The organism is Arthrobacter sp. Y3223164, assembly GCF_059091005.1.
Genome location: NZ_JBNHGF010000588.1, coordinates 1 through 1,259, shown reverse-complemented (window position 1 = coordinate 1,259; position 1,259 = coordinate 1). Strand labels below are relative to the sequence as shown.

1 protein-coding gene and 1 pseudogene are annotated in these 1,259 nt (G+C 70.1%); one reads left to right on the top strand and one right to left on the bottom strand.

Translation table 11 applies throughout. The annotated features are described in order from the left end of the window. A pseudogene (locus AC5RUJ_RS16625) lies at positions 1 to 625 on the bottom strand (hypothetical protein); the annotation flags it as partial. A gap of 138 nt (positions 626 to 763) precedes the next feature. Between AC5RUJ_RS16625 and AC5RUJ_RS16620 the strand changes: the two are divergent. Then, positions 764 to 1,259 (top strand): acylneuraminate cytidylyltransferase family protein (locus tag AC5RUJ_RS16620; RefSeq protein ID WP_494156288.1); only part of this gene is annotated, 496 nt, incomplete at its 3' end.

Below are 1,259 nucleotides of genomic sequence, written 5' to 3'. Positions count from 1 at the left end.
GGGCGAAGGCGAGCATCGAAAGCGCCGCGAGCATCGCCGCCCAGAGATCCCAGTTGATCGTCCCGGCGAGCACGATGCCCGGTGCCAGCGCCACCATCGCCGCGTCCCAGGGCCGCCGGTGGCTCATCCGCGCCGTCGCGATGACGGTGACCAGCCAGACCACGGCCACCAGGGTGGCGTTGATATCGAAATAGGCCAGGGCCCGCTCCGGAGACGTGCCCTCGCCGGGAACCAGCCACGCCGTGGCCCCGGCCACCAGTCCCAGCAGCACGGGGTACTCGAAGGAGCTTCCCGCGGTGACGAACGGCATCACGCCGCCGGCAAGCCCGCGGGACTCGAAGAGCACCGGCCAGTCCGAGTAGCAGCCCATGTAGAAATAGTCCGGCAGCTCCCACCCGGCCAGCCGGCACGGCGTCTTGACCAGGACGGAAAGCAGCGCCGCGAGCGTGGTCAAGATGATCAGCACCCGCTCCACGGTGAAAAATCCGGGCGACACCAGGCCCGGGGCGCTGTGCCGGCCCAACGGACCGCCCACCATTTCGGTGAACTGCTTCAGGAACGGGTCGTTGCGGCTGGGCACCACGATGCGCAGCGGCGTGCGGCGCGAAGAGCGGGACCCGGGCATGGTCCAAGACTACTGTCGGCGGCCCACAGGCCACAGATCCGGGGCCGGCGGCAGGTTACCCGTTTCGTCCGCTGCTGCACGCCTTCCCGTAACCTGGTCCACCCCGGGCCGTTACCGGTGCTTCCTACCGTGGCTCCAATGAGTTACAACGATCCCCGGGAAGTCCTGGTCGTCATCCCGGCCCGCGGCGGTTCCAAGGGAATCCCGTTCAAGAACCTGACGCCCGTGGCCGGCCGGAGCCTGGTGGCCCGCGCCATCGACAGTGCGTTGGCAGCCCCGTCGGTGACCGACGTCGTCGTCAGCACAGACCATCCCGACATCGCGGCCGAAGCCGAACGCTGCGGCGCCCGCGTCGTCATCCGCCCCGCGGAGCTCTCCGGAGACACCGCCAGCAGCGAATCCGCCGTGCTCCACGTGCTCTCCACGCTGCCCCGGCAGCCAGCGGTCACCGTCCTGCTGCAGTGCACCTCGCCCTTCATCGAGCCGGAGCACCTGGACCGGGCCGTCCTTCACGTGCTGGAGGACCGGGCCGACGTCGCCTTCTCCGTCACCGAGAGCCACGCGTTCCATTGGTCGCTTGACGACGACGGCGCCGTCACCGCCGTCGGGCACCGCGCCGACGTGCGGCCCCGCC